The sequence below is a fragment of the Kitasatospora sp. NPDC048662 genome (assembly GCF_055587065.1).
This window is the reverse complement of sequence record NZ_JBVJHA010000010.1, coordinates 162,501-185,440: the sequence shown is the minus strand read 5'-3', so window position 1 is coordinate 185,440 and position 22,940 is coordinate 162,501. Positions and strand designations below refer to the sequence as shown.

Genomic DNA, 22,940 nt, shown 5'->3' with positions numbered 1-22,940 from the left:
AGACAGGCCCCAGGTCCGGCGGGTACGGTGCGGGGTGCCGGCTCCGTCGACGGCCTTGCCCGGCCCAACCCTATGCCCTGCGGGCCGCCGAACCGGGACTTCCGGCGGCCCGCCCCCCGGGCGGTCGACGGGCCGTCACTTCCTGGCCGACTGGAGGTCGAGCGTCCGCAGGACGTGGTCCGCGATCTCGGGGTCGGCGCCGGCCTCGCCGCGGGCGACGAGCACCTCGCGGCGGGAGGCGGCGATCATCTCCTGCTCGACCGCGAACGCCTGCCGCCACTTCTTGCCGCGGCGCTTCGCCTCCAGCGCCTCCTCCTCCTCGTACCGGTCCGGGCAGAGCCGGGCCAGCCGGTCGTGCTGGCGCTCGCGCAGGCGCTCGGTGATCTCCGGCGGCAGCTGGTCCTGCTCCTCCAGCTCGGTCAGCCGGTGCAGCCCGGCCTTGGCGGCGCGCCACCACAGGTCCCGGACGGCCTGCTCGTGGGCGTCGTGGCCGCTGTCCAGGCCGAGCAGCTTCACCACGTAAGGCAGCGTCAGGCCCTGGACCACCAGGGTGAACAGCACCACGCTGAACGCGATGAAGATGATCTCGTTGCGGGCCGGGAAGTCCAGCCCGTTGTGCAGGGTCAGCGGGATGGCGAGGGCCAGTGCGACGGTGGCGACACCGCGCATCCCGGACCACCACAGCACCACGGTCTCCCGCCAGCTGATCGGGGTGTCCTCGTCGCCGTGACTGAGCCGCTTGGACAGCCACGCGGCGGGCAGCAGCCACAGCAGCCGGACCAGCACCACCGCGGCGATCACGATCGCGGTGTCGCCGAGCATGGTGTGCCAGGTGTCCTTGACGTCCTTCAGGACGGTGGACAGCTCCAGGCCGATCAGGCCGAACGCGACGCCGGTGATCAGGGTCTCGACGATCTCCCAGAACGCGTTGCCGACCAGCCGGTACGACACGTCGTCGGCGTCGGTGGCCCGGTCCGCGAGATACAGCGCGCAGACCACCACGGCGAGCACGCCCGAACCGTGCGCCTCCTCCGCCAGGACGTACGCGGCGAACGGCACCAGCAGGTTCAGCGCCACCTGCTGGGTGGGATCCTCCAGCAGCCCGGCCAGCTTGGCGTTGGCCCAGCCCAGGCCGACACCGACCACCACCGCGACCACCGCGGACAGCAGGAAGCGCAGCAGCGCGTGCCCCGCCGACAGGTCGCCGTCGACCACCGCCTCGACCGCCAGCGAGTAGATGACGATCGCGGTGACGTCGTTGAACAGTCCCTCGCTCTCCAGCACCGAGACCAGCCGGCGCGGCAGCCCGACCTCACCCGCCACCGCGACCGCCGCCACCGGGTCGGGCGGCGAGACCAGCGCGCCCAGCGCGACCGCCGCCGCGAGCGGCGCGGCCGGCACCAGCCAGGAGAACACGCCCGCGACGACGGTGGTGGTGACGATCACCAGCGCGACGGCCAGCAGCAGGATCGACCGGATGTTGGCCTTGAAGTAGCGCACCGAGGAACGCCGGGCCACCGCGAAGATCAGCGGCGGCAGCACCAGCGGCAGGATGAACTCCGGGTCGATCGCCACATTGGGAATCTGCGGCACCAGCGCGAACACCAGACCGACCAGCGTCATCAGCACCGGTTGCGGAATTCTGCTCTTCCGCGCCAGCGGCATCGTCACCACGGAGGCAAGCAGCACCAGAAAGAGCAGGGTCAGCTGGCCCACGACGGGTCCTCTCGGCAGAAGCGGACGGCCGCGTTCAGCATACGTTCCCGCCCCAACCGGACCGATTGTGTGTTTCCGGCCCTGACCAGGTAATGTTCTGCCCGTCAGCAAGCGCCGCTAGCTCAGTTGGTTAGAGCAGCTGACTCTTAATCAGCGGGTCCGGGGTTCGAGTCCCTGGCGGCGCACAGACAGTCGAAGGCCCCTCGCGAAAGCGGGGGGCCTTCGGCATTCCCAGGGGCTACTCACCCCGCACGCCGCTCATTGACGCACAGCACGTTGCCGTCCAGGTCCTTGAACCACGCGGCCCGCATGCCGTCCGCCTCGGCGACACCATTCAGGGTCTTCAGCCCCGGCAGGTCGTACTCCTCGAACACCACGCCACGACCGCGCAGTTCGGTCATCTCGGTGTCCAGATCGGCGACCTTCCAGCTGGCCAGCGTATGACTGGCCTGCCCACCGTAGGGCGTCTCGTACAGCGAGAACTCACAACCCCCGGACCGGAACGTGACGTCCTCCGCCCCCTCCGTCACCAGCTCCAACCCGAGCGTCTCACGGTAATACCGCTTCGCCCGCCCCATGTCGGTCACCGGAATCACCGCACACAACGGCGCATCGCCCAGCATCACCACCACCTCCTCCCCTCAGGCTAGGCACCCCACCCCACCCCGGCGACCGCCCACCACCTGCGGTGGCGGTCGGCGAACGGGAGACCGCAGGGATGGAACGAATCCCGAAGCCCGCCGCAACCGCCTGCGGCGGGCAGGGGGAAGGGACGAACGAAGGAAAAGACAGCAGGCAACGCAGAGCCTCGTTTTCGTCACCGCGCGCAGCAAGGCCCCGGCGGCCGACGGCCACCCCGCGGCAGCCGGCCCGCACCCACGCCGCTCAGACCCCCAAGCGCCTGCGGCGGGCCGGGGAAAGAAAGCAGGACGCCGCAGATTCCACACACACCCGTGGCCAGCCGCCTCCCGGCGACCGGCCCCGTCCGCAGCTGCTCAGCCCCCTCTCCCCTGCCCGCCGCAGGCGACCTCCCCCACACCCCGAGGCCAGCCACCACCCGACGACCAGCCCCATCCGCAACCACTGCCACTTCTCAACTCCCCTCCCCCTCCAAGCCCGCCGCAGGCGACCTCCCCCACCGCACAACCGGGGCCGGTCGCCTTCCGGCGGCCGGCCCCGTCAGCGGCTACGGCTCCTTACCCGAAGTAGCTGTGGAGCTCGGCGCGCCCGGCCCGTCCAGCGAGATGTCGTCCGCGTAGTAGGTGCCCTGCCCGTACCAGCCGTGGGTGAAGACGGTGGCGGAGGTCTGGGTGGCGCCGGTGGTGAAGCTGACGGCCAGCTTCTGGTAGCCGCCGCCGGTGCCGGGCGTCCAGGTCGAGCTGCCGCCGTTGACGCCGAGGTAGACGTACGCGCCGTTGACGTACGCGCTGAGCGTGTACGTGGTGTTGGGGGCGACGGCGACGGTCTGGGCGCACTGGGCGGTGTCGGTGGAGCTCGCGGCGCCGGCCAGCGCGTAGCTGCCGCTGTGGGCGTGGCCGGTGACGACGCTGCCGGTGGTGCCGCTGCAGGTCCAGGGGGTCGGCGTGCCGGATTCCAGGCCGCCGTTGACCAGGAATTCGCCGGCCGAGGCCGATCCGGCCAGTCCGAAGCTGATCGCGACGGCGCCCGCGGCCGCCACCGCCCAGGCGGCTCCGGCGGCGATCAGCCGCTTCCTTCGGGGAGTGTGCATGTGGGGATGCTCCTGCCTCTGTGTGGGGGACGCCCGCCTCCCACCCGCCGGGCTGTGGGGTTTCCGGCCCGGGGGCATGCCGCCGCACCGGCACGCACCCTGGGGAGTTGGACCAGACCACTGAACCGGCTCCGCCCGGAGCTGTCAATGCACCTGCGGGCCACGTTCGTTGAGCACGTGTCAGGTCGTCCGCGCGCCCCCGGACCCGCCCGCGTTGCGGCCCCCGGCGTGGGGTCGAACCATGGAATGGTGCCCGGATATCTGCGTTTCCCCCATGTACGCGACGGTCTGCTCGCCTTCACCGCCGAGGACGACGTCTGGGTCGCGCCGCTCACGCCGGACGGCGGGGTGGGGCGGGCCTGGCGGGTCAGTGCCGACCGGACCAGGGTGAGCCATCCGCGAATCTCGCCGGACGGCACGACGCTGGCCTGGACGAGCTGGTTCGCGCTGACCCCGGAGGTGTTCACCGCCCCGGCGGCGGGCGGCCCGGCGACCCGGCTGACGTACTGGGGCAGCCTGGACACCCGGGTGCGCGGGTGGCTGCCGAACGGGGAGGTGCTGGCCGTCAGCTCGTACCACGAGCCGTTCGCGCACTACACCTGGGCGTGGGAGCTGCCGCCGGACGGCTCGCCGGGCCGCCGGATGCCGTGGGGGCCGGTCGCGGACGCGCAGATGGGCGCGGAGCACACGGTGCTGCTGACGGACGCCGCCCCGCACGAGCCGGCGTTCTGGAAGCGCTACCGGGGCGGCGCGAAGGGCCGGCTGTGGGTGGACCACGACCTGCTGCTGCCCGACCTGCCGGGGCACCTGGCCGCGCCGATGCCGGTGGCGACCCCGGCGGGCACCCGGGTGGCGTTCCTGTCCGACCACGAGGGCATCGGCAACCTGTACTCGGTGCGCCCGGACGGCTCCGATCTGCGCCGGCACACCGACCACGCCACCTACTACGCGCGGGAGGCCGCCACCGACGGCACCAGGATCGTCTACCAGCACGCCGGCGACCTGTGGCTGCTGGACAGCCTGGACGCGCCCGCTCCGCACCGCCTGGAGGTGCCGCTCGGCGGCGCCCGGTCCGGCCGCCGCCCGTACCAGGTGAGCGCCGCGAACAACGTCAAGGACCTGGCCTGCGACGCCACCGGCCGGGCCGGGGTGATCAACGTGCGCGGTTCGCTGTACTGGCTGACCCACCGCGACGGCCCGGCCCGGGCGCTGGCCGACACCCCGGGGGTGCGCTGCCGGCTGCCGCAGGTGCTGGGCTGGTCCGGCCGGGCGGCCTGGGTCACCGACGCGGAGGGCGAGGACGCCATCGAGCTGGCCCCGCTGCCGGGCAAGGACGGCCCGGCGGACGCCCCGTCCCCGCACCGGCGGATCGCGGCGGGCCGGATAGGCCGGGTCCAGGAGCTGTCCGCGGCCCCGGACGGCAATCTGCTCGCGGTGGCCTGCTCGGACGGCCGGCTGCTGCTGGTGGACACCGCCGGGGGCGGCGTCACCGAGGTCGCCGCGTCCCGGTTCGGCCCGGTCTCCAGCCCGGCGTTCTCCCCGGACTCGCAGTGGCTGACCTGGTCCCAGCCGGTCGCGGGCCGCTCGCTGCGCGCCGTCCGGCTGGCCCGGGTGGACCGTCCCGAGCACATCGTCGACGTCACCGGCGGCCGGTTCGAGGACGAGCATCCGGTGTTCACCCGGGACGGCCGGTTCCTGGTGTTCCTGTCCTGGCGCGGCTTCGACCCGGTGCACGACGTGCACACCGGCGACCTGTCCTTCCCGCTCGGCTGCCGCCCGTACCTGGTGGCGCTGGCCGCCGACACCCCGTCGCCGTTCGCCTCCCCCGCCGAGGGCCGCCCGCCGGTCGGCCTGGACCCGGAGGAGGCCACCGGCGACGGCACCGTGCGGGTGACCGAGGAGGGGCTGAGCAAGCGCCTCGTGCCGTTCCCGGTGATCGCCTCCAAGTACTCGGCGACGGCGGCGGTGCGCGGCGGCGTGGTGTGGCTGCGCTGGCCGATCTCCGGCGCGCTCGGCCAGACCTTCGCCAACCCGGAGGACACCTCCGGCCGCCCGGCGCTGGAGTTCTTCGACCTGGCCCGGGGCCGCCGCAGCACCCTGGTCGAGCAGCTGGACGGCTTCGCGGTGTCCGCCGACGGCTCGGCGATCTCGGTGTTCTCGGGAGGCTCGCTCAAGCTGTACCCGCTGGCCGCGCCGACCGCCCCCGTCCCGGTGGACCTGCGCCGGATCACCCACACCGTGCACCCGGCCGCCGAGTGGCGGCAGTCCTACTCCGAGGCCGCCCGGATCGTCGCCGACCAGTTCTGGGACCCCGGCATGTGCGGCCTCGACTGGGACGAACTCACCGACCAGTACGCCCCGTTGGTGGAACGGGTGGCCTCCCCCGACGACTTCGCCGACCTGCTGCGCGAACTGCTCGGCGAGCTCGGCACCTCGCACGCCTACGTCACCCCGTCCCGGCGCGGCGAGGGCCCTGCGCTCGCCCAGCTGCCGCTCGGCCTGCTCGGCGCCAACGCGCACCGCGACCCGGACGGCCGCTGGCTGATCGACCGGATCCTGCCCGGCGAGTCCTCCGACCCCAAGGCCCGTGCGCCGCTCGCCGGTTACGGCCTGCACGACGGCGACGAGCTGCTCGCCGTGGACGGCCGCCCGCCCGACCCGGTGCGCGGGCCCACGCCGCTGCTGGCCGGCACCGGCGGCACCACGGTGGAGCTGACGATCCGCCACGGCGAGCAGCGGCGCCGGATCACCGTCACCCCGCTCACCGACGAACGGCCCATCCGCTACCAGGACTGGGTGGCCAAACGCCGCCACCTGGTACGGGAGTTCAGCAACGGCGTGTGCGGCTACCTGCACATCCCGGATCTCGGCGGCTCCGGCTGGGCGCAGTTCAACCGCGACCTGCGCTCCGAACTCGCCCACCCCGCCCTGGTGCTGGACGTCCGCGGCAACGCCGGCGGCAACGTCTCCGAGCTGGTCCTGGAGAAGCTCCGCCGCCGCGTCCTCGCCTGGGACTTCACCCGCGGCCGGCAGCCCGTCCGCTGGCCCCGGGACGCGCCGCGCGGCCCCGTGGTGGCGCTCGCCGACCACGCCACCAGCTCCGACGGCGACGTCATCATCGCCGCGATCAAGGAACTCGCGCTCGGCCCGGTGGTCGGCACCCGCACCTGGGGCGGCGTGGTCGGCATGACCGGCCGGCACGCCCTCGGCGACGGCACCCAGATCTCCGTCCCGAAGAACGCCTCCTGGTTCGCCGGCGGCATCGGTTTCTCCATCGAGAACCAGGGCGTCGCCCCCGACATCGAGGTCATCCGCACCCCCCGCGACTGGGCCCGCGGCGAACACACCGACCTCGCCGCCGCCGTCACCCTCGCCCTCGACCTCCTCGCCACCACCCCCGCCGCCGCACCCCCGCCCCCCACCACCCCCCGCCCGGACCTGCGCCGCCCGCCCCTGCCGCCGCGGGCGTAGGCCCGGAACGCCGAACGGCCGACCCCGGGCGGGGCCGGCCGTTCGGTGGAGACGGTCAGTTGCTGTGGCAGGAGCGCCGTGTTCGCGGGTGGGGTGTCAGCCCCAGGGGTCGCCCTCGGCGGTCATGTTCTCGGCGGCCTCGCGGTCCTCGCGTTCCTGCTGGACGCGGCGTTCCGCCTCGTCGCGGGCGCGTTCCGCGCGGTCGCCGAAGGCGTCGGCGGCCTCGTCGTGGGCGAGGGCGGCGCGTTCGGCGGGGTCGGGGGTGGGCTGGGCGGGGTGGTGGCGGAACCTGTCGAAGATGCCCATGTCTCCTCCTCGGGTGGGCGTCCCCCCTGCTTCGGTGCCTCACTTGTCACGGTACGCCGCCGGGGATCGGTCACACGCACCCGTGCGGGCTCCGCCCACCCTCGCACCGGCCCCCGGGCCCCGCACCCGGACGACCTCCGGCTCACTCGCCCGGCGCAGACCGCCGACACGCCGGGGCCGGTCCCGAACTGCCGTGCGCCGCAAGGGAGAAGGCCGATGGTCCCGGGTGGATCGCGCCCAACGGCCGTAGCCGCCGCACGGCCCACGGCCCGACGCTGAGGAGGTCAACCGGTCCCGGCAGTGCCGCCGGGCGCCCCGCAGCCACACCCCGAGAGGTGAGCCGCGCCATGTCCGGCCAGTCGTCCCGCGCCGTGAACGCCGAGAGCCACGCGAACGCCGCCGTCGCAGCGAGCACCGTGAACGCCGAGAGCACCGAGAGCACCGAGCACCCCGCCGTCGACACCCTGGTCCGCAACGGGCACAAGGCCCTGCGGGAGTACGCGGGTCTCACCCAGGAGCGGGTGGACCGGATCGTGAAGAAGGCCTCGCTGGCCGCGCTGGCCGCGCACACCCGGCTGGCGGCGCTGGCCGTCGAGGAGACCGGGCGCGGGGTGTTCGAGGACAAGGCGGTGAAGAACGTCTTCGCCTGCGAGCACGTCACGCACTCGATGGCCCGCATGCGGACGGTCGGGGTGATCGCCCGGGACGACATCGACGGGATCGTGGAGATCGCCGAGCCGGTGGGCGTGGTCGCCGCGCTCACTCCGGTGACCAACCCGACCTCCACCACCATTTTCAAGGCGCTGATCGCGCTGAAGACCCGCAACCCGATCGTGTTCGCCTTCCACCCGTCGGCGCAGCGCTGCTCGGCGGAGGCGGCCCGGATCGTCCGGGACGCGGCGATCGCGGCGGGCGCCCCGGCGCACTGCGTGCAGTGGATCGACCGTCCGTCGATGGCGGCGACGGACGCGCTGATGAGGCACGAGGGGGTGGCGACGATCCTCGCCACCGGCGGCAACTCGATGGTGCGGGCGGCGTATTCGTGCGGGAAGCCGGCGCTGGGCGTGGGTGCGGGCAACGTTCCGGCGTATGTGGAGAAGAGCGCCGATCTGAAGCGCGCGGTGAACGACATCGTGCTGTCGAAGTCCTTCGACAACGGGATGATCTGTGCCTCCGAGCAGGCGGTGATCCTGGACGAGGAGGTGTACGACGCGGCGCTCGCGGAGTTCCGGGTGCTGAAGGCGTACCTGGCGAGCCCGGAGGAGAAGGTGCTGCTGGAGCGGCACCTGTTCGGCGCGGGCACCGGTGCGGGCGCGAAGCTGAACCCGGCGGTGGCCGGGCAGTCGGCCGAGGCGGTCGCGCGCGCGGCGGGCTTCGAGGTGCCGGAGGACACCTCGGTGATCCTGGCGGAGGTCGCCGGGGTGGGTGAGGAGGAGCCGCTGACCCGGGAGAAGCTCTGCCCGGTGCTGGCGGTGCTGCGCGCCCAGACGCGTGCGCAGGGTGTCCAACTCGCCGCGCGGATGGTGGAGTTCAACGGTCTGGGGCACTCGGCGGCGGTGCACACCGAGGATCCGGCGTTCGCCGAGGAGTTCGGCGCCGGGGTGAAGGCGTGCCGGATCATCTGGAACGCGCCGAGTTCGCAGGGCGGCATCGGCGACGTGTACAACGCGTTCCTGCCCTCGCTGACGCTGGGTTGCGGGTCCTGGGGCCGCACCTCGGTGTCGGGGAACGTCTCGGCCCTGCATCTGATCAACGTCAAGCGGATCGGGCGGCGCAACACCAACATGCAGTGGTTCAAGGTCCCGCCGAAGATCTTCTTCGAGCGGGGCTCGCTCGGCTACCTCACGGACATGCGCGGCGCCCACCGGGTGGTGGTGGTCACCGACCGGACGATGGTGGAGATCGGCCACCTGGAACGGGTCCGGGAGGTGCTGCGCCGGCGCCCGGAGCCGGTGGAGGTGCGGGTGGTGGACTTCGTGGAGCCGAACCCGAGCATCGCGACGGTGGAGAAGGGCGCGGAGCTGATGCGCGGCTTCCGGCCGGACACCATCGTGGCGCTGGGCGGCGGTTCGCCGATGGACGCGGCGAAGGTGATGTGGCTGATGTACGAGCACCCGGAGGTGGAGTTCGCGGACCTGCGGGAGAAGTTCTTCGACATCCGCAAGCGGGCCTTCACCTTCCCGGACCTGGGCGAGAAGGCGAAGCTGGTGTGCATCCCGACCACCTCGGGCACCGGCAGCGAGGTCACCCCGTTCGCGGTGATCACCGACCCGGAGTCCGGGCAGAAGTACCCGCTGGCGGACTACGCGCTCACTCCCACGGTGGCGATCGTGGACCCGGTGCTGACGAGGGACCTCCCGCCGACCGTGACGGCCGACTCCGGTTTCGACGCGCTGACGCACTGCATCGAGGCGTATGTGTCGGTGTACGCCAACGACTTCACCGACGGCCTGGCGCTCCAGGGCATCCGGCTGATCTTCGAGAACCTGGCGGCGGCGGTCCACGACGGCCCGAACGACCAGGTGGCGCGGGAGCGGATGCACAACGCCGGGACGATCGCGGGCATGGCGTTCGGCTCGGCGTTCCTGGGCGCGGTGCACGCGATGGCGCACACCCTGGGCGCGACCTTCCACGTGGCGCACGGGCGGACCAACGCGCTGCTGCTGCCGCACGTGATCCGCTGGAACGGCTCGGCGCCGGCCAAGGTGACCGGCTGGCCGAAGTACCAGAGCTATGTGGCTCCGGAGCGCTACCGGCAGATCGCCCGGATGCTGGGTCTGCCCGCCGACACCCCCGAGCAGGGTGTTCAGTCGCTGGCGCTCGCGGTCGAGGAGCTGCGCGAACGGGTCGGCATCCCGCGCTCGTTCAAGGAGGCCGGGGTGGACGAGGCGGCGTTCCTGGCCGGGCTGGAGCAGCAGGCGATGAACGCGTACGAGGACCAGTGCGCGCCGGCCAATCCGCGGCTGCCGATGCTGCGGGAGATGCGGCGGCTGATGACCCAGGCGTACTACGGCGACGACCGGGCGGTGTGAGGGCCCTGGCCCGTTCGGGGACCAAAGTCCCCCTGATCAGGACTTTTCGAGCCCCATCCGAGCTTGTGAACGGCTTCACACTAGTGCTCGTAGGCGAGAGGCGGGAGCGAGGCAATGAGCACGCAGCACGCGGAGCGCATCCACAGCGGTGCCTGGGACGGCTTCAAGGGCGGCCTGTGGCGGGACGCCATCGACGTCCGCGACTTCATCCAGCAGAACTACACCCCGTACGAGGGCGACGCCGCCTTCCTGGCCGGCCCGACCGCGCGGACCGCGGCGGTCTGGAAGCGGATCACCGACCTGTTCCCGGAGGAGCGCGCCAAGGGCGTCCTGGACGTCTCCTGGGACACGCCGTCCACCATCACCGCGCACGCCCCCGGGTACATCGACCGGGACAACGAGCTGATCGTCGGCCTGCAGACCGACGCCCCGCTGAAGCGGGCGATCATGCCGAACGGCGGCTGGCGGCTGGTCGCGGGCGCGCTGGAGACGTACGGCTACCCGGTGGACCCGGAGCTGGCGAAGGTCTTCACCGTCCACCGCAAGACCCACAACGCGGGCGTGTTCGACGCCTACACCCCCGAGATCCGGGCGGCCCGCAAGGCAGGCGTCGTCACCGGCCTGCCGGACGCGTACGGGCGGGGCCGGATCATCGGCGACTACCGGCGGGTGGCACTGTACGGCGTGGACCGGCTGATCGCCGCCAAGCGCGCGGAGAAGTCCGAGCTGGACGCCGCACCGCACGACCCGCGCACGCTGGAGAACACCATCCGGGAGCGCGAGGAGCTGGCCGAGCAGATCCGCGCCCTGACGGAGCTCAAGGCGATGGCCGCGAGCTACGGCCAGGACATCTCCGGACCGGCCGCCACCGCCCAGCAGGCGATCCAGTGGCTGTACTTCGCCTACCTGGCGGCCGTGAAGGAGCAGAACGGCGCGGCCATGTCGCTCGGCCGCACCTCGACCTTCCTGGACATCTACCTGGAACGCGACCTGGCCGAGGGCCGGCTGACGGAGCGCCGGGCGCAGGAGCTGATCGACGACTTCATCATCAAGCTGCGGATCGTCCGCTTCCTGCGCACCCCCGAGTACGACGAGCTGTTCTCCGGCGACCCGACCTGGGTGACCGAGTCGATCGGCGGCATCGGCACCGACGGCCGCCCGCTGGTCACCCGCACCTCGTTCCGCTACCTGCAGACCCTGTACAACCTGGGCCCGGCGCCCGAGCCCAACATGACGGTGTTCTGGTCGCCGCAACTCCCGCAGGGCTTCAAGGAGTTCTGCGCACAGGTGTCCATCGACACCTCCAGCGTCCAGTACGAGTCGGACGAGCTGATGCGCCCGCGCTTCGGCGACGACACCGCGATCGCCTGCTGCGTCTCCGCGATGGAGGTCGGCAAGCAGATGCAGTTCTTCGGCGCCCGGGTCAACCTCGCCAAGACGCTGCTGTACGCGATCAACGGCGGCCGGGACGAGATCAGCGGCGAGCAGGTCGGCCCCGACACCGGCCCGATCGAGTCCGAGGTCCTGGACTACGACGAGGTGTCGGCCCGTTTCGACCGGCAGCTGGAGTGGCTGGCCGAGACGTACGTGCACGCGCTGAACGTCATCCACTACATGCACGACAAGTACGCCTACGAGCGCCTGGAGATGGCCCTGCACGACCGCGACGTGCGCCGCACCATGGCCTGCGGCATCGCCGGTCTCGCGGTGGCGGCCGACTCGCTGTCGGCGATCAAGTACGCGACGGTGCGGCCCGTGCGCGACGCGTCCGGCCTCGTGGTCGACTACCGCGTGGAGGGCGAGTACCCGGCGTACGGCAACAACGACGACCGGGCGGACCAACTGGCGGTGCGGCTGGTCGAGGAGTTCATGCGCAAGGTGCGCAAGCACCCCACCTACCGGGGCGCCGAGCACACCCAGTCGGTCCTGACCATCACCTCGAACGTGGTCTACGGCAAGAAGACCGGCGCCACCCCCGACGGCCGCCGGGCCGGCGAACCCTTCTCCCCCGGCGCCAATCCGATGAACGGACGCGACACCCACGGCTACGTGGCCAGCGCCCTGTCGGTGGCGAAACTCCCCTACAGCGCGGCCGAGGACGGCATCTCGCTCACCAACACCGTCACGCCCGACGCCCTCGGCCGCACCCGCGAGGAGCGGATCCAGAACCTCGCGGGTGTGCTCGACGGGTACACGGCCGTCGGCGGGTTCCACATGAACGTCAACGTGCTGAACCGGGAGACGCTGCTGGACGCCATGGCGCACCCCGAGAAGTACCCGCAGCTGACCATCCGGGTCAGCGGCTACGCGGTCAACTTCGTCCGGCTGACCAGGGAACAGCAGCTGGACGTCGTCAACCGCACCTTCCACGGCTCGCTCTGAGCACCCGCCGACAGCTCCCAGGAGGCACCACCATGCTCCCCACCACTGTGAAGGCCGGCGGCTCGGTGCACTCCTGGGACCTGTCGACCGGCGTGGACGGCCCCGGCACCCGGTTCGTGGTCTTCCTCGCCGGGTGCCCGCTGAACTGCCTGTACTGCCACAACCCCGACACCATGCGGATGCGCAGCGGCACCCGCACGACGGCGGACGAGGTGCTCGCCGAGGCCGCCAAGTACACCGGCTTCATCCACGCCACCGGCAGCGGCGGCGCCACCCTCTCCGGCGGCGAACCCCTGCTCCAGCCGGCCTTCACCGGCGAGCTGCTGCACCGCTTCAAGCACGAGCTGGGCCTGCACACCGCCCTCGACACCTCAGGCTTCCTCGGCGCCCGGGCGAGCGACGCGCTGCTCGCCGACACGGATCTGGTGCTGCTCGACATCAAGTCCTGGGACCGCGCGCTCTACCGCCGGCTGACCGGCCGGCCCCTGGAACCCACCCTCGACTTCGCCCGCCGCCTCGCCGGCCTCGACAAGAACGTCCATCTCCGCTTCGTCCTCGTCCCCGGGCTCACCGACCCGCCCGAGAACATCGCCGGGGTCGCGGCCTTCGCCGCCTCCCTCGGCAACGTCTCCCGGGTCGACGTCCTCCCGTTCCACAAACTCGGCCAGTCCAAGTGGGCCGCGCTGGGCCGCGAATTCACCCTCGCCGACACCCCCACCCCCACCCCCGAGCAGGTGCAGGCCGCGCGCGACATCTTCGCCGCGCACGGCCTGCGTGCGGTGTGATCGCGCGTCAGCCGGAGACCGAGGCGGCCCCGGTCTCCAGGTGGCCGGTGAAGCGCTGCGACCAGCCGGCGTCGCCGCTGACCGTCACCGTGAAGTCGTACCAGCCATTGGTGTAGGCCGCCGCGTTGAACCAGTCGCTGGTGGTGGCCCCGGCGGCGACCTGGTACGTCCAGGGGCCGTCGGTGCGGTAGTTGGTGGAGGTGATGGTGAAGGTCACGGGCGTGCTGCCGGTGTTGGCGAGCTTGAACCAGACGGCGAGCTTGCCGGTGTCGGGCGCGGGCGCGTAGGTCGCGGTGACGGCGACGTTCCTGCCGGCGGCCGTGGTGTCGCCGGTGAAGCGGCGCAGGAAGCGGTTGGGGCCGATCACCGTCAGGTCGTACTTGCCCGAGCCGTAGCCGATGCCGCAGTTGAAGAAGTCACTGGTCGCCGCGCCGGGATCGACGGTGTACTGCCAGGGCCCGCCGGAGCGGTGGGCGTTGGCGTAGGCGGCGAAGTGGCTGGTGGCGCTGCCCGCGTTGGACATCGCGATCCACACCTTCGTCACGCCGGCCGAGCCGAACTCGAGATGGTCCAGGTTCGCCACCGGCTGGTACGGCAGCGCCCGGGCCGGACGGGTGCCGGCCTCCTGCGCGGGCAGCTGGTTGTTGACGGGCGCCGGGTTCGGCAGCGGACCGCACGCGGCCAGGCCGATGGTCGCCGAGGTGTCGGGCAGGGCGGGCATCCCGTACACCGGATTGGCGAAGTCGAACAGGCCGGTCAGGTCGCCGCACATCCTGCGCCGCCACGCCGAGATGTTCACGCAGGTCGCGGGCTTGCCCAGGGCGGCCGTCCACTTCTCCAGGAAGCGCAGCACCGAGGTGTGGTCGAAGGTCTCCGAGGACACCCACCCGCCCCGGCTCCACGGCGAGACGGCCAGCATCGGCACCCGGAACCCCAGGCCGATGTTGACCCCGTTGTAGAACTCCCCGGCCGTCCCGGCGGGCGCGGCGGGCGGCGGGACGTGGTCGAAGAAGCCGTCGTTCTCGTCGTAATTGATGAACAGGATCGAGGAGTTGAAGACGTTCGGGTCGGCGTTCAGCGCGTCCATGACGTTGTGCACGAAGTGCGCGCCGTCGGTGGGCGTGGCGTACGGGTGCTCCGAGGACGCCTGGTCCGGCACGATCCAGGACACCTGCGGCAGGGTGCCCGCCAGCACGTCCGCCTTGATCGCCGCCACGATGTCGTCCGGGGTCCTGTTGGTCACCTTCGGGACGGACCCCATGCCCTTCACCGCGAGGGCGCTGCCCGCCGGGGCGGAGGAGAACTGGGTGAAGTAGGCCAAAGCGTTGTCGCCGTAGTTGTCCGCCGCGTTCTGGTAGACCTTCCAGCTCACCCCCGCGTTCTCCAGCGCCTCCGCGTACGTCTGCCAGCGCAGCCCCGACTCGTCACCGCCGTCGTACGCCGGGCCGCCCGCCGCGCCGGACGGGTCGATCTGGCCGGACCAGTGGTACGTGCGGTTCGGGCCCGTCGCGCTCAGCACCGAGCAGTGGTAGGCGTCACAGACCGTCCAGTTGTCGGCCAGTGCGAAGTGGAACGGGATGTCCGCCCTGGTCAGGTACCCCAGCGTGCGGACGGTGCCCTTGGCGGACACCCAGGAGTCCAGCTTGCCGCCGTTCCAGGCGTTGTGCTGATCGGACCAGGCGTGACTCAGGTCGCCGTTGCACTGCGCCAGCCGCGCCGGGTCCGCGCCGCCGGCCGGCTTGGTGGCGCTGAACTGCCACGGGTACTGCCGGCCCAGCAGGTTCGGCTGGTTGAACACGCTGTAGCCACCGGATATCTGGATCGCCGAACGGTCCGCGAAGCCGCGCACGCCCTTCAGCGTCCCGAAGTAGTGGTCGAAGCTGCGGTTCTCCTGCATCAGGATCACCACATGCTTGGCGTCGGTGATCGTCCCCGTGGTCCCCGCCGGCGCCGCGACCGCCGGAGCCGCCGCGCCCACCACTCCCGACCCGGCCACCGCCGCACCGGCCGCCGCACTCGCCGACAGCGCCATGAACTTCCTACGACTCAGCTCTGCCACCTTGACCGCCCGTCCCTTCGGCTGCTGATGATGTTGTTCAGACACCTCGTGTCGAACGCCGAGCATCTTCACGCAGCCGGGGCGACATGGCCATGACTTTCACCGAAGGATTGTTGGACTGTTCACCAGATGAACGGCAGGTACCCGCAGGGCCGTTGACGGCCCGGAGCCCTCCCCTCAGTCCTTCACCGAGATCCCCAGCGCCTGCGCGAACTGCGGTGCCAGATCCAGCAGTTGCCCGGTCGAGATGATCGCCCCGCGCAGCCCCAGGTGCCCGTCCGGCAGGTCGAGGCTCGCGGCCCGGCGCAGGTCCACCCCCTTGAGCGTCGCACCCCGCAGGCGGACGCCGTCCAGGGTGGAGCCGGGGAACGTCACGTCGGTGAGTTTCGCGTCGGCGAGGTCGACGTCGCGCAGCAGGCAGTCCTCGAAGGCGACGTCGCGCAGCGTCGCGCCACGCAGGTTGACCGCTTCGAGCTTGCACTGCCGGAAGACGGTGCGGCGGATCGCCGAGCTGTACGCGGAGATGCCGGCCAGCACGGTGGAGTCGATCTCGGTGTCCTGCCAGTCGCTCTCGGCGAGGTCGACGCCGACCAGTCGCCCGCCGTGCAGCCACGCCTCGTTGAAGCCGGCCCGGCGCAGCTTCGCGTCCTCCACCCGGATGCCGGTGAACGCGCATTCCAGGAAGGTGGCGCCGCCGAGTTGCCCGGTCAGGTCGAGGTCGTCGAAGTGGACGGTGTCGTAGCGGGTGTCGGCCCGCAGCGGTCCGCTGTGGCGTTGCAGCAGGTGGGCGTAGGGGAGGTCTTCCAGGCGCACGGGGTGCTCAACTCCGTCTCTCGGTCTGCGCGGACAGGGCGGTGCCGATGGCGACGGCGACTGCCACCAGGGCGCCGGCGAGTGGCACGCCGGCGTCCCCCGCCAGCGTCGCAGCCAGCACCGACAGTGCGGCCAGCGGCAGGACCGCCTGGGCGGCGCCGCGCTGGTGGCGGCGCGAGTGCAGGGCCCAGACGGTGAACAGGAACAGCGCGGTGGGGACGGTGACGGCGGCGGTCGCGGCCCGGTCGGTGAGGTGCGTGGTGCCGACGGCGTGTTCGACGGCGACCACCAGGCCGGCGCCGACGGCGGCCGCCGAGGCGAAGACCGCGAAGTGGCCGTAGCCCCAGGGCAGTGCCTGCCGGGCGGAGTTCAGGTAGGGGTGGGCGTCGTCGGCGAAGTAGATCCACCAGGCGCCGAAGCAGATCAGCAGTCCGCCGCCGGCGATCGGCAGCAGTTCGGCGACGGCCTTGTGTTCGTCCAGCGCGGTCTGGATGGCCACGGTGGCGGCGGCGACCGTCTCGCCCAGCACGATGATGGTGAACAGGCCGTACCGTTCGGCGATGTGGCGCCGGTGCCACGGGGTGCGGTTGTGCATCTCGGCCCGGACGGGGACGGCGAGTTCGGCGAGCACACCGACCGCGAACAGCGGGGCGCGCGCCCCGTGCGGGACGAACAGCAGCACCACCCAGAACGCCTGGACGAGCGTGATGCCGACGGCGTAGTGCAGCGCGGCGGTCCGGGCGGGCCCGCTCTCGCCGCGGGCAGCGCGCAGCCACTGGGTGACCATGGCCAGCCGCATCAGCAGGTAGCCGGCCACCACCAGGTCGAGGTTCTGGTCCCCGAAGAGTCGCGGCACGCCCGCGGCGAGCACCAGCACGCCGGTGATCTGGACCAGCGTGGTGAGCCGGTAGGGAACGTCGTCCACGTCGTACGCGGAGGCGAACCAGGTGAAATTCATCCAAGCCCACCAAATGGCAAAGAAGGCCATCAGGTATCCGGTCACGGCGACCGAGAAGTGTCCGGCGGCCAGCGCGTGGGCGAGTTCGCGGCCGGCCTGGGCGATGGCCACCACGAAGCACAGGTCGAAGAACAGTTCCAGCGGGGTGGAGACCCGGTGGGACTCTCCCTGGTCGCGGGCCAGCATCCGGCGGACCGGGCGGTAGCGGTCGGGGGCGGAGGTCATCGGCCTGCTTTCACGACGGGGCCGCGCGGCAGGAGGCACGCGCGGCCGGGGAGTTGCACTCCCCCGATCCTGACATCCGGGGCGCGACGGCGCACGGACCGTGCCCGGCACGCCGATTGGCCCGGTTCGGGCCGATTTGCCCGTCCGTCAGGCAGAGTTGACGCCGCAGTGCGCGATCCGGGTGACAGCTGGGGCCGTCCGGGGCGTGTGGTGCGCAGCTTGTCCCGTCCGCCCTGTTTGGCCCGATAGATTCCTCTGCGGATGGAGGACGGACGAGGCGCTTCACGGGCAACGCGGAAGGTCAAGGAGGACGGCGCGGACAATGGGGGGCGGTCTTGCCGCTGCGCCCCGCGTCCGCCCGCCGGCCCCCTCGCGATCACCGCGCTGTCCGGCGGCGCAGCGACCCGGCCGCTCGGACCGTCCCCGCTCGCCCGGCCGCCCGTGGCCCGATGACGGTCATGCGCAGAGGTCTGCACCGAGTCAGTGGGGGTCTTCGTGAACTGGGCCGATGGGGCGATCCTGATCGGCATGCTGGTGGCCACGGCCGCCTGCATGGTCCTGGTGCAGCGGTACGCGCCCGTCCCGGCCCGGGAGAACTGCAACGACGTGGCGGGGTTCATCTTCGCCGCGGTCGGCGCCTTCTACGCGGTCCTGGTGGCTTTCGTGGTGATCGTGGTGTGGGAGAACACCTCGGCCGCGAAGGCGACGACCTTCGAGGAGGCGGACGAGCTCGCCGGGGTCTACTGGATGTCCCGGCAGATGCCGCTGCCGGAGGGCGCCCAACTGGAGGGCCTGACGCTCGGTTACGCGCACGCGGTGGTGAACACCGAGTGGCAGCAGATGACCGGGCATCGGAGCGACCCGGCGGCGACCGCGCTGATGTACCAGATCCGGGAGTCCGCGCTGGCTTTCGCGCCCGGCGACGACCGGGAGTCGACGATCTACCAGAACCTGGTGCAGCACGTGGACGGCCTGGCCAGCAAGCGCCGCGCCCGGCTGAGCCAGATCGAGGACTGCGTGCCGCCGCTGCTGTGGGCGGCGCTGATCGCCGGCGCGATCGTCACCATCGCCTTCACCTTCCTGTTCGGTCTGTCCAACACCTGGGCGCACCTGGCGATGGTGGTGTCGCTGGCCGGGCTGATCGGCCTGTCGCTGATCGCGATCAAGGAGATGAACTATCCGTTCGACGGGGCGAACCGGGTGCGGTCGACCGCCTTCGAGGTGTTCCTGGCCAGGCTCCCGCCCCCGCGCTGACCCGGCGGGCACGGTGCGTGGCCGGGCCGTCACGATTCGGCGGATCGGCGCCGGGCATGTAATGTTCTCCAGGTCAGCAGGCGCCGCTAGCTCAGTTGGTTAGAGCAGCTGACTCTTAATCAGCGGGTCCGGGGTTCGAGTCCCTGGCGGCGCACAGACGGTCGAAGGCCCCTCACGAAAGCGGGGGGCCTTCGGCGTTTCTCCGCACGCAGGCCCGGGGAACCCGATTTCGCCGCAGGTCGGAAGGCGTGTAATGTTCTCTTCGTCAGCAAGCGCCGCTAGCTCAGTTGGTTAGAGCAGCTGACTCTTAATCAGCGGGTCCGGGGTTCGAGTCCCTGGCGGCGCACAGACGGTCGAAGGCCCCTCGCGAAAGCGGGGGGCCTTCGGCGTTTCTCCGAGCAGGGTCTCGATCGTGTGATCGGTCCGGCCATGTCCCCGTACGGGTCCGCTCGTTGAGGAGTCCGACGAGGCGGAAGACACGCAACTAAGTGGGATCTAAAGATCGTCTTAGGAGAAATAGGACATAGGTCCCTAACATCTGACAAGTCGATCGATCAAGCTGGCGAGGTTCATGTCATCGCCCGAGCGAGCAGCCCGTCCGGGGCCTGCGGGAAGGTCTCCGTTGCCTCGAAAGCCCCGTGAACGCACGAAACGAACCGGCTGGCGCCGGCTGATACCCACCTGGCGGATGACGCTGGTCGGCCTGGCGGCCTCGGTGCTGCTGGGGATCGGCCTGTTCGCCCTGGGGGTCGCCCTGGTCAAGGTGCCGGACGCGCACGCCCAGGCCACCGCCCAGTCGAACACCTGGCTGTACTCCGACGGCTCGCTGCTGGCCCGCACCGGGCAGACCAACCGGCAGAACGTGCCACTGGACAAGGTCTCCAAGGACGCGCAGCACGCCGCGCTGGCCGCCGAGGACCGCAACTTCTACTCGGAGGGCGCGGTCAACTTCAAGGGCATGGCCCGCGCCGCCTTCAACACCGCCTCCGGGGGCGCCACCCAGGGTGGTTCGACGATCACCCAGCAGTACGTGAAGAACGCGTACCTGAACCAGAAGCAGACCATCAGCCGCAAGGTGAAGGAAGTCTTCATCGCGTTCAAGGTGGACGCCACCCAGAGCAAGGACGAGATCCTCTCCTCCTACCTGAACACCTCGTACTACGGGCGCGGCGCGTACGGCATCCAGGCCGCCGCACAGGCCTACTTCGGGGTGGACGCCAGCCAGCTGAACGCCGCCCAGGGCGCGTACCTGGCGACCCTGCTGAACGCGCCCAGCGCGTACGACGTGTCCTCGGCCACCGAGAACGGCAAGCAGAAGGCGATGGCGCGCTGGAACTACGTGCTCGACGGCATGGTGACGAAGAACTGGCTGGGCGCCGAGGAGCGCAAGCAGCTGACCTTCCCGGAAGTGCAGTCGCCGAAGTCCGCGCCGGGCCTGTCGGGGCAGGCCGGCTACCTGGTGGCCGCCGCCACCTCGTACCTGACCGACAACAACATCGTCAGTGACGCCCAGCTCGCCCAGGGCGGCTACACCATCACGCTGACCGTGGACTCCAAGAAGCAGCAGCAGCTGCAGGACGCGGTGCAGGCCCAGCTCATCGACAACCTGAAGCCGGACAGCCGCAAGGTGGACGCGGCCGCGCAGGCCGGCGCGGTGTCGGTCGACCCGAAGACCGGTCAGGTGGTGGCGCTGTACGGCGGCACCGACGCCACCAAGCACTGGATCGACAACGCCACCCGCACCGACTACCAGGCCGGCTCCACCTTCAAGGCGATCGCGCTGGCCGCCGCCCTGGACTCCGGGGCGCGCACCCAGTACGGCGACCGGATCAGCGCCGACACCATCTACGACGGCACCAACCGGCGGGCCGTGCGCGGCGCCAAGGGCGTGCCCTACGCGCCGCCGAACGAGGGTGAGCGCTCGTACGGTCAGATAAGCCTTCAGCAGGCCACCGACTGGTCGGTGAACTCGGTGTTCGCGCAGCTCGCCCAGGACACCGGGCTGGAGAAGGTCCGCTCCACCGCGGTGGCGCTCGGCCTGCCCGCCGACACCCCGGGCCTGAAGGCCGTCCCGTCGATCCCGCTGGGCTCGGCCAGCCCCAGCGTGCTGGAACTCGCCGGTGTGTACGCCGCGCTCGACAACGACGGCCAGCAGATCACCCCGTGGCTGGTGAAGTCGCTGGAGTCCGGCGGCGAGCAGGTCTCGCTGCCCGAGCACAAGGCCACCCAGGCGATCTCCAAGAACGCCGCCCGCAGCACCACCGCGATCCTCCAGGGCGTCATCGACGACCAGGGCGGCACCGGCTACCGGGCCGCCGCGCTGGGCCGCCCGGCGGCCGGCAAGACCGGCACCACCGACGACTCCAAGTCGGTCTGGTTCGCCGGCTACACGCCCGAACTGACCACCGTGGTCGGCCTGTTCGGCCAGGACCCGACCACCGGCAAGCAGGTCACCCTGGACGGGGTCGGCGGCGCGGGCAGCGCGGCCGGCGGCAAGTTCCCGGCGCAGATCTGGACGGCCTACATGAAGTCCGCGCTGGCCGGGCAGCCGGTCAGCTCCTTCTCCGGCCCGGCCCGGACGCCGTCCACCACCGTCCCGTCCGCGCCGTCCGGGTCCGCCTCGCCCAGCCAGAGCCCGTCCACCTCGGACGGCGTGAGCTCGGCGCCGTCCCCGTCCGCCGGCGGGAGCACCGGCGACGGCAACGGCAGCCCGAGCTCGCCGCCCACCGACGGCACCGGCAACGGCAACGGCGGCCAGCCGCGGCCCAGCCGCAGCCCGTCGGCCAAGCCCAGCGGGGGCCCCAGCTCGCCGCCCGCGCCGAGCAGTTCCCCGGGCACCGGCGGCACCGGCGGACTGCTCGGGACTCAGGACCAACCTGCGGGATAGCACCTTACGGCGGAGGGGTCCGGGCTGACACAATGCGGCGATGCACAGCAGCTCGGACCCCTCCGCCATGTCGCTCGACCCGCGCCCGGCGCCCGATCTCCCCCTGACCGAACACCGCTCCTCCCCCACCCCGACCCGCCGCACCGCCAAGCTGGGCCTGGTGCTGGCACTGGTCTCCGCGGTCGCCTTCGGCGGGTCCGGGACAGCGGCCAAACCGCTGATCGAAGCCGGGCTGTCCCCCACCCACACGGTCTGGCTGCGGGTCGCCGGAGCGGCCCTGGTGCTGCTGCCCCTCGCCTGGAAGCACCGCGACGCGGTGCGGCGCCGACCCGGCCTGCTGATCGGCTTCGGCCTGCTCGCCGTCGCCGGCGTCCAGGCCTGCTACTTCGCGGCGATCTCCCGCATCCCGATCAGCGTGGCCATGCTGATCGAATACCTGGGCCCGCCGCTGCTGCTCGCCTACGTCCGATTCGTGCAGCGCCGCTCCGTCTCCCGCCGGGAGATGGCCGGCGCGGGCGTCGCGGTGGCGGGCCTCGCCTGCGTCGTCGAGGTCTGGCACGGCCTCTCCTTCAACCCGCTCGGCGTCCTCTTCGCCCTCGGCGCGGCCTGCTGCCAGGTCGGCTACTTCGTCCTCGCCGACGCCGGCCGCGACGGCGAGGGCCCCGTCGACCCCCTGGCCGTCTCCGCGTACGGCCTGCTGATCGGCGCGATCCTGCTCACCGCCTTCACCCGCCCCTGGACCGCCGACTGGTCACTGCTCACCCGCTCCGTCACCATGAACGGCCACCAGCTCCCCGCGCTCGTCCCCGCCCTCTGGATGATCCTGATCGCCACCGTCCTCGCCTACCTCACCGGCATCGCCTCGGTGCAGCACCTCTCCCCACCCGTCGCCGGCGTCATCGCCAACCTCGAAGCCGTGGTCGCCACCGTCCTCGCCTGGGTCCTGCTCGGCGAACACCTCGGCGTCCCCCAACTCGCCGGCGGCACCCTCGTCCTGGCCGGCGCCTTCGCCGCCCAATCAGCCTCCTCGGCCAAGCGCTGACGGCTGCCGCAACCACCGGCGCCCACCGGACCGCCAGCCACCCCACCCACCCGACCCCGGCAAAGCCGTCCTGCAACGGCCCCCGGCGTTGCCGGTTGTCAGGCCGGGAGGGTCTGGCGGTGGGGGGCGAGGGCATGGCCCCGAACTCCGCAGCCCCCGCCGGAGGCATCCCCCGCCCAAAGGCCGCACGCCGCGCGAAGCCCCCGAACTCCGCCCGGCCACCCGCCGAAGGCGTTGCCGGCGTCAGGCCGGGAGGGTCTGGCGGTGGGGGGCGAGGGCAT

The 22,940-nt window shown here is 71.8% G+C and carries 13 protein-coding genes, 3 tRNA genes and 1 pseudogene; 10 read left to right on the top strand and 7 right to left on the bottom strand.

Annotated features, from left to right (window positions below; all coding sequences use genetic code 11):
• Window positions 1-135: 135 nt before the first annotated feature.
• A complete protein-coding gene (locus tag ACZ6R9_RS25325) occupies window positions 136-1,716 on the bottom strand; it encodes a Na+/H+ antiporter (RefSeq protein WP_380488812.1) in 1,581 nt (526 codons plus the stop codon).
• A 111-nt stretch (window positions 1,717-1,827) separates the two neighbouring features.
• On the opposite strand from ACZ6R9_RS25325, the gene ACZ6R9_RS25320 reads away from it, so the two are divergent.
• Window positions 1,828-1,901: transfer RNA gene (locus ACZ6R9_RS25320), tRNA-Lys, on the top strand.
• A gap of 57 nt (window positions 1,902-1,958) precedes the next feature.
• On the opposite strand, the gene ACZ6R9_RS25315 is transcribed toward ACZ6R9_RS25320, so the two are convergent.
• Window positions 1,959-2,339, bottom strand: a complete 381-nt coding sequence (locus ACZ6R9_RS25315) for a VOC family protein (RefSeq protein WP_380488825.1) — start codon at window positions 2,337-2,339, stop codon at window positions 1,959-1,961.
• 572 nt (window positions 2,340-2,911) lie between these two features.
• A pseudogene (locus ACZ6R9_RS25310) lies at window positions 2,912-3,445 on the bottom strand (carbohydrate binding domain-containing protein); the annotation flags it as partial.
• A gap of 246 nt (window positions 3,446-3,691) precedes the next feature.
• Here ACZ6R9_RS25310 and ACZ6R9_RS25305 point away from each other — a divergent pair.
• Entirely contained in the window at window positions 3,692-6,916 is a 3,225-nt protein-coding gene (locus ACZ6R9_RS25305) for a S41 family peptidase (protein ID WP_465540492.1), read from the top strand.
• A 96-nt stretch (window positions 6,917-7,012) separates the two neighbouring features.
• On the opposite strand, the gene ACZ6R9_RS25300 is transcribed toward ACZ6R9_RS25305, so the two are convergent.
• Window positions 7,013-7,222: a hypothetical protein gene (locus ACZ6R9_RS25300; RefSeq protein ID WP_380488815.1), complete on the bottom strand. Its 210-nt coding sequence runs from the start codon at window positions 7,220-7,222 to the stop codon at window positions 7,013-7,015.
• 347 nt (window positions 7,223-7,569) lie between these two features.
• Here ACZ6R9_RS25300 and adhE point away from each other — a divergent pair, with 347 nt between their 5' ends.
• From adhE to pflA, 3 genes are all read left to right on the top strand, one after another.
• Window positions 7,570-10,254 carry a bifunctional acetaldehyde-CoA/alcohol dehydrogenase gene (gene adhE / locus ACZ6R9_RS25295; RefSeq protein WP_465540491.1) on the top strand — a complete coding sequence of 895 codons (2,685 nt, stop codon included), beginning with the start codon at window positions 7,570-7,572 and terminating at the stop codon, window positions 10,252-10,254.
• Window positions 10,255-10,368: 114 nt separating this feature from the next.
• Window positions 10,369-12,636 carry a formate C-acetyltransferase gene (gene pflB / locus ACZ6R9_RS25290; protein WP_380488817.1) on the top strand — a complete coding sequence of 756 codons (2,268 nt, stop codon included), beginning with the start codon at window positions 10,369-10,371 and terminating at the stop codon, window positions 12,634-12,636.
• A 32-nt stretch (window positions 12,637-12,668) separates the two neighbouring features.
• Complete coding sequence (gene pflA / locus ACZ6R9_RS25285; protein WP_465540489.1) at window positions 12,669-13,421, top strand: pyruvate formate-lyase-activating protein; 753 nt, start codon at window positions 12,669-12,671, stop codon at window positions 13,419-13,421.
• 7 nt (window positions 13,422-13,428) lie between these two features.
• Here the strand turns inward: pflA and ACZ6R9_RS25280 are convergent, their stop codons facing one another.
• The 3 genes from ACZ6R9_RS25280 to ACZ6R9_RS25270 all read right to left on the bottom strand — a co-directional run bounded on the left by ACZ6R9_RS25280 (window position 13,429) and on the right by ACZ6R9_RS25270 (window position 17,476).
• Entirely contained in the window at window positions 13,429-15,480 is a 2,052-nt protein-coding gene (locus ACZ6R9_RS25280; protein ID WP_465540487.1) for a phosphocholine-specific phospholipase C, read from the bottom strand.
• Window positions 15,481-15,657: 177 nt separating this feature from the next.
• Complete coding sequence (locus ACZ6R9_RS25275; protein WP_380488822.1) at window positions 15,658-16,293, bottom strand: pentapeptide repeat-containing protein; 636 nt, start codon at window positions 16,291-16,293, stop codon at window positions 15,658-15,660.
• A gap of 7 nt (window positions 16,294-16,300) precedes the next feature.
• A complete protein-coding gene (locus tag ACZ6R9_RS25270; RefSeq protein WP_465540485.1) occupies window positions 16,301-17,476 on the bottom strand; it encodes a low temperature requirement protein A in 1,176 nt (391 codons plus the stop codon).
• Window positions 17,477-17,971: 495 nt separating this feature from the next.
• Here ACZ6R9_RS25270 and ACZ6R9_RS25265 point away from each other — a divergent pair, with 495 nt between their 5' ends.
• From ACZ6R9_RS25265 to ACZ6R9_RS25245, 5 genes are all read left to right on the top strand, one after another.
• Complete coding sequence (locus tag ACZ6R9_RS25265) at window positions 17,972-18,730, top strand: bestrophin-like domain (RefSeq protein WP_465540483.1); 759 nt, start codon at window positions 17,972-17,974, stop codon at window positions 18,728-18,730.
• 80 nt (window positions 18,731-18,810) lie between these two features.
• Window positions 18,811-18,884, top strand: a tRNA-Lys gene (locus ACZ6R9_RS25260).
• Between the two features lie 118 nt (window positions 18,885-19,002).
• Window positions 19,003-19,076, top strand: a tRNA-Lys gene (locus tag ACZ6R9_RS25255).
• A gap of 342 nt (window positions 19,077-19,418) precedes the next feature.
• Window positions 19,419-21,617, top strand: coding sequence for a transglycosylase domain-containing protein (locus ACZ6R9_RS25250; RefSeq protein WP_380483722.1), 2,199 nt, complete (start codon window positions 19,419-19,421; stop codon window positions 21,615-21,617).
• Between the two features lie 103 nt (window positions 21,618-21,720).
• Window positions 21,721-22,659, top strand: coding sequence for an EamA family transporter (locus ACZ6R9_RS25245; RefSeq protein ID WP_380483810.1), 939 nt, complete (start codon window positions 21,721-21,723; stop codon window positions 22,657-22,659).
• The last annotated feature ends 281 nt before the right edge of the window (window positions 22,660-22,940 follow it).